4 protein-coding genes are annotated in these 6366 nt (G+C 62.4%); all 4 read left to right on the top strand.

Annotated elements, in window-relative coordinates:
* On the top strand, nt 1–2756 hold a 2756-nt coding region (locus Q8O69_RS17390; RefSeq protein WP_305593472.1), incomplete at its 5' end, for a valine--tRNA ligase.
* 101 nt (nt 2757–2857) lie between these two features.
* Nucleotides 2858–4321 carry a Na+/H+ antiporter NhaC gene (gene nhaC, locus Q8O69_RS17385; protein ID WP_305593471.1) on the top strand — a complete coding sequence of 488 codons (1464 nt, stop codon included), beginning with the start codon at nt 2858–2860 and terminating at the stop codon, nt 4319–4321.
* Nucleotides 4322–4534: 213 nt separating this feature from the next.
* Nucleotides 4535–5908, top strand: a complete 1374-nt coding sequence (gene nhaD, locus Q8O69_RS17380; protein WP_305593470.1) for a sodium:proton antiporter NhaD — start codon at nt 4535–4537, stop codon at nt 5906–5908.
* A gap of 47 nt (nt 5909–5955) precedes the next feature.
* Nucleotides 5956–6252: a winged helix-turn-helix domain-containing protein gene (locus tag Q8O69_RS17375; RefSeq protein ID WP_305593469.1), complete on the top strand. Its 297-nt coding sequence runs from the start codon at nt 5956–5958 to the stop codon at nt 6250–6252.
* Nucleotides 6253–6366 lie beyond the last annotated feature (114 nt).

The raw sequence follows: 6366 nt of genomic DNA, 5'->3' as shown, positions 1-6366 counted from the left end.
CGCAAGGTTCCGGCGAGCCCTACACCATCATGATCCCGCCGCCGAACGTCACCGGCAGCCTGCACATGGGCCATGGCTTCAATAACTCGATAATGGATGCGCTGATTCGTTTCCGCCGCATGCAGGGCCGCAACACCCTGTGGCAGCCGGGCACCGACCACGCCGGTATCGCCACCCAGATGGTGGTAGAGCGTCAGTTGGCCGCCGACGGCATTGGCCGCCACGATCTGGGCCGCGAGAAGTTTCTGGAGAAAGTCTGGGAATGGAAGGAGCAGTCCGGCGGCACCATCACCCGGCAGATACGTCGCCTGGGCTCATCGGTGGACTGGTCGCGCGAGCGCTTCACCATGGACGAAGGTCTGTCCGAGTCGGTTAAAGAAGCCTTCGTGCGCCTGCACAAAGACGGCCTGATCTACCGCGGCAAGCGCCTGGTCAACTGGGACACCAAGTTCCACACCGCCATCTCCGACCTCGAAGTGGAAAATCACGACGAGAAAGGCAGCCTGTGGAACCTGCGCTACCCGCTGGCTGACGGTAACAAGACCGCCGACGGCAAGGATTACCTGATCGTCGCCACCACTCGCCCGGAAACCATGCTCGGCGACAGCGCCGTGGCCGTGCACCCGGAAGACGAGCGCTATAAAGCCCTGATCGGCACCTTCGTCGAGCTGCCGCTGGTTGGCCGGCGTATCCCGATCGTCGCCGACGATTACTGCGACCCCGAGTTCGGCACCGGCTGCGTGAAAATCACCCCGGCCCACGACTTCAACGACTATGAAGTCGGCAAGCGTCACAACCTGCCGCTGCTGAATATCTTCGACAAGAACGCCGCCGTGCTCGCACAGGTCCAGGCGTTCAATGTCGATGGCAGCGTCAATAGCCAGATCGACTGCAGCCTGCCGGCCGAATACGCCGGCCTGGATCGTTTTGAAGCGCGTAAACAGATCGTTGCCGCCTTCGAGGCCGCAGGCCTCTTGGAAAGCATCGACGCCCACGCCCTGAAAGTGCCGAAAGGCGACCGCTCCGGCACCATCATCGAGCCGTGGCTGACCGACCAGTGGTACGTCAGCACCAAGCCGCTGGCGGAAAAAGCCATCGCCGTGGTCGAAAGCGGCGAGATCCAGTTCGTGCCCAAGCAGTACGAAAACATGTACTTCAGCTGGATGCGCGATATCCAGGACTGGTGCATCAGCCGCCAGCTCTGGTGGGGCCACCGAATCCCGGCCTGGTACGACGATGCCGGCAACGTCTATGTCGGCCGCGACGAGGCAGAAGTACGCGCCACCCACAACCTCGGCGACGCCAACCTGCGCCAGGACGAGGACGTTCTCGACACCTGGTTCAGCTCCGGCCTGTGGACCTTCTCCACCCTCGGCTGGCCGCAGCAAACTGAAGAATTGAAGACCTTCCACCCCACGGATGTTCTTGTAACAGGCTTCGACATTATCTTCTTCTGGGTCGCCCGGATGATCATGCTGTCGACCCACCTGACCGGGCAGATCCCGTTCAAGACCGTCTATGTGCACGGCCTGGTGCGCGATGGCCAGGGCCAGAAGATGTCCAAGTCCAAGGGCAACGTGCTCGACCCGCTGGATATCGTCGACGGCATTACCCTGGACGAGCTGCTGGAAAAACGCACCAGCGGCATGATGCAGCCCAAGCTCGCCGAGAAGATCGCCAAGCAGACCCGCGCCGAGTTCCCCGAGGGCATCGCCGCCTACGGCACCGACGCCCTGCGCTTTACCAACCTGGCGCTGGCCTCCACCGGTCGTGACATCAAGTTCGACATGGGCCGCGTTGAGGGTTACCGCAACTTCTGCAACAAGATCTGGAACGCCGCCAACTTCGTGCTGGAAAACACCGACGGCCAGGACACAGGCGTCAATGGCGAGCCGGTCGAACTGTCTTCGGTGGACCGCTGGATCATCTCCGCCCTGCAGCGCACCGAAGCCGAAGTCACCCGCCAGCTCGACGCCTTCCGCTTCGACCTGGCCGCCCAGGCGCTCTACGAGTTTATCTGGGACGAGTACTGCGCCTGGTACCTGGAGCTGGTCAAGCCAGTGCTGTGGGACGAAACCGCGCCAATCGAACGCCAGCGCGGCACCCGCCGCACCCTGATTCGCGTGCTGGAAGTGGCGCTGCGTCTGGCCCATCCGTTTATGCCGTTTATCACCGAAGAAATCTGGCAGCGCATCAAGGCGCAAGCCGGCGTCAGTGGTGAAACCATCATGCTGCAGGCCTGGCCGGTGGCCAATGAAAGCCGCATCGATGCCGCCGCCGAAGGCGATATCGAGTGGGTCAAGCAGCTGATGCTCGGCCTGCGCCAAATCCGTGGCGAGATGAAAATCTCCATGGCCAAGCGCATCGACATCATCCTGGCCAACGCCAGTGACGAAGACCGCCGCCGCCTGGCCGACAACGCGCCGCTGCTCAATAAGCTGGCCAAGCTGGAGTCGGTACGCGTACTGGAAGCCGGCGAAGAAGCACCGATGTCCGCCACCGCCCTGGTTGGCGAGATGCAGGTGCTGGTGCCGATGGCCGGGCTGATCGACAAGGACGCGGAACTCGCGCGTCTGGATAAAGAGATCGCCCGCCTCTCCGGTGAAGTGCAGCGCGTCGGCGGCAAGCTGAGCAACGAAGGCTTCGTCGCCAAGGCGCCGGCCGAAGTGCTCGATAAAGAGCGCGCCAAACTGGCCGAGGCCGAACAGGCCCTGAGCAAGATGGTCGAGCAGCGCGGCAAGATCGCCGCACTCTGATCCACTGGCAACACCCGCAGCCCGCGCCCTTACCGGCGCGGGTTTCGTTTTTTCTGGGTTGGGCTTTCCAGCCACAGTTTCATTGATCGACCGGTACACCCATGACTGATACACGCTCCCCTTCCCTGCTCGATGCCCTGCTGCCGATTGGCGTACTGGTGCTGCTGTTGGGCCTTTCCGTTTACCTGTATGGCGACAGCTCCTCCAGCGGGCCAAACCAGATCGCGCTGATGAGCGCGGCCTTTGTCGCCGGCCTGGTCGGCCTGAAGAATGGCCTGCAGTGGGCGCAGATCGAGGAAGGCATCCTCGCCGGCATCCATATGGCGATGAAGGCCAACCTGATTCTGCTGGCGGTCGGTGCGCTGATCGGCACCTGGATTCTCGCCGGCACCGTGCCAACCATGATCTGGCTCGGCCTCAAGCTGATCTCGGCGGAATACTTCTACGTCACCAGCTGCCTGATCTGCGCCCTCACCGCGCTGTCCATCGGCAGCTCCTGGACAGTGGCCGGCACCCTGGGCATCGGCCTGATGGGCGTGGCGGCAGGCCTGGGCCTGGACCCGGCGATTACCGCCGGGGCGATCATTTCCGGCGCCTACTTTGGCGACAAGCTGTCGCCGCTGTCAGACACCACCAACCTGGCACCTGCCGCTGCCGGGGCAGATCTGTTCGCGCATATCCGCCTGATGCTGCGCACCACGACACCGGCCTTGTTGATTGCCCTGATGATTTTCTTCGTTCTCGGCCAGCAAGCCAGCAACAGCCACGACACCGCGCGTATCGCCGAAGTGCTGCAGGCGCTGGAAGCTCAGTTCAGCCTGGGCTGGCACCTGTTGCTGCCGGTGGCCCTGCTGCTGTTTCTTGCCGTGCGCCAGTGGGCAGCCTTCCCGGCGGTGTTTGTCGCCGCGCTGCTCGGCGGCGTGTTCGCCGTGGTGTTTCAGCCCGAGGTGATGGCGCGATTGGCCGATCCGGCTGCCGGCAGCCTGGCGCCGCTAAAAACCGTGTGGAGCGCGCTGTTTGCCGGTTATGAATCGAGCAGCGGCAACCCGGCGCTGGACGGCCTGCTGTCCAAGGGCGGTATGGCCAGCATGCTCACCACCGTGTGGCTGATTATCTGCGCCATGTGCTTTGGCGGCGTGCTGGAAAAACTCGGACTGCTGCAGCGCCTGCTGCAAAGCACCCTGCACCTGGCGAAAAGCACCAGCAGCCTGATCGCCAGCACCATTGCCACCAGCATCGGCACCAATATCATCACCGCCGACCAGTACATCGCCCTGGTACTGCCAGGCCGTATGTACCGCGCCGAGTACGAAAAGCGCGGGCTGGCCCCGGTCAACCTGTCGCGCGCCCTCGAAGACGGCGGCACCCTGACCTCGGTGCTGGTGCCGTGGAACACCTGCGGCGCCTATATGGCCGCCACTCTGGGCGTGGCGACCCTAAGCTACCTGCCGTACTGCTTCTTCAACCTGCTGATGCCGCTGTTGGCAATCACACTGGCCTTTATCTTCCCGCCGCAACCCGTTGTGCCGGCCAACGCGGAACGCGACGACCTGTCGCAGGCCTGAGCCCAACCCCGTCCGCAACTGCGCAGCACCGCGTAGTTCGGGCGCGCCAGGGCTAACCGCTCGCCCATAAATAGCCAGCAGACAAGCACACAGCCTGGCCTGGCGATAAATCCGCTGCCAATTTCCACGCAAATCAGGCATCTTCGTCGGCGCATCTAGATGCCTCTGGCACCTCCAACTCAATAAAAAAGCCCTGAATCTGGAATTCTGATCATGTACGCGTTGATGGCACTGACCTTCGTCTTCGGCTACCTGTGTATCGCCCTCGAACACCCCCTGAAAATTGATAAAGCCGCGTCGGCCATCCTGACTGCAGTAATTTGCTGGACTCTGCTGGTACTGGGCGCGGACAGCATTCTGCCGCTGATCGGTGCCGCCACCGCAGGCGCCAGTGGCAATGACCATCACGTCACCGAAGAGCTGCGCCATCATCTGGGCGAAATCTCCGAGATTCTGTTCTTCCTGATGGGCGCCATGACCATCGTTGAGCTGATCGACGCCCATGAAGGCTTCAAAGTCATCACTGACCGCATTCGCACCAACAAGCGCGTGCACCTGCTGTGGCTGGTGGGCGTAATCACCTTCTTCCTCTCGGCGGCGCTGGATAACCTGGCCACCACCATCGTGATGATTTCGCTGCTGCGCAAACTGATCGACGACCAGAAGGAGCGTTGGTTCTATGCCGGCATCGTGGTGATTGCCGCCAACGCCGGCGGCGCCTGGTCGCCAATTGGTGACGTGACCACCACTATGCTGTGGATCGGTAACCAGGTCACTGCCAGCGGCATCGTGGTCAAGCTGATCATCCCAAGCCTGATCTGCCTGCTGGTGCCGCTGACCATCATGAGCTTCGTGCTCAAGGGTGAAATCACCCCGCCCAAGCCCAAGCAAAGCCGCGAAAGCCGTCGCGACCCGACCACGCCCTTCGAGCGCAACCTGGTGTTTGTTATGGGCCTCGGCGCATTGATCTTCGTGCCAGTGTTCAAGACCATCACCCACCTGCCGCCATACATGGGCATCCTGTTCGGCCTTGGCGTGCTTTGGGTCACCACTGAAATCATCCACCGCAGCAAGAACAGCGAAGACAAGGACCCGCTCTCGGTGGTCGGCGTACTGCGCCGCATCGACGTCACCAGCGTGCTGTTCTTCCTCGGCATCCTGCTGGCGGTGTCCAGCCTGTCCACCGCAGGCCATCTAATCGATGTGGCCACCTACCTGAAAGACAGCCTGGGCAACGTCTACACCATCGCCATGTCCATCGGCCTGCTCTCCGCCGTGGTGGATAACGTGCCAATGGTCGCCGGTGCAATGAAGATGTACCCACTGGTCAGCCCTGAAGCCCTGGCCCTGGCGGGTAGCGAAAGCAGTTGGCTGAGCAACTTTGTGGTCAACGGCAACTTCTGGGAAATGCTCGCCTACTGCGCCGGCACCGGCGGTAGCTGCCTGATCATCGGCTCGGCGGCCGGCGTGGCCGCCATGGGCATGGAGAAGATCAACTTTATCTGGTACGTGAAGTACATCAGCGGCCTGGCCTTTGCCGGCTATATCGCCGGGGCCCTAAGCTATATCGCACTCTTCGCCATGTAAGTCAGGCAATGCGGCGGTTGTTGCAACCGCCTCGCGCAGGAGCCCTTATGGACGTCAGCAAAACCCGCAGCAGCTTCTACCGCCGTCTGTATGTGGCCTGGCTGATCGACAGCGGCGCCGCCACCAGCGTCCCGGCGCTGATGGCCGCCACCGGCATGCCGCGGCGCACCGCCCAGGACACCCTGAGTGCCCTGGCCGAGCTGGATATCAACTGCGCCTTCGCCCAGCAAAGCGGCGAACGCAATAACGCCGGGCACTATGAAATTCGTGACTGGGGCGCGATCAACCCACAGTGGATTGCCGCCAATCTGGCGCAAATCAAGGCCGTGCTCGGTTATCCCTGAACGAAACTGTCAGGCCAGGTGTAACCCGCCGCGCAGCTGATTTACTGCTATCGACAAGCACGCCGCGCCCAGCTGTGGGAAAATCCCGCGCCCCGAGCCTCAGATCCGCCTGCC

This window comes from Pseudomonas sp., from assembly GCF_030690725.1.
Classification (GTDB): domain Bacteria; phylum Pseudomonadota; class Gammaproteobacteria; order Pseudomonadales; family Pseudomonadaceae; genus Aquipseudomonas.
Note: the sequence above shows the minus strand (reverse complement) of the source record. Positions and strands in the feature narration are given on the sequence as shown.

Excerpts from the sequence above, each read along its gene's own strand:
- Q8O69_RS17375 (WP_305593469.1), top strand. The coding sequence starts at position 5,956 with ATGGACGTCAGCAAAACCCGCAGCAGCTTCTACCGCCGTCTGTATGTG.
- nhaD (WP_305593470.1), top strand. The coding sequence starts at position 4,535 with ATGTACGCGTTGATGGCACTGACCTTCGTCTTCGGCTACCTGTGTATC.
- nhaC (WP_305593471.1), top strand. The coding sequence starts at position 2,858 with ATGACTGATACACGCTCCCCTTCCCTGCTCGATGCCCTGCTGCCGATT.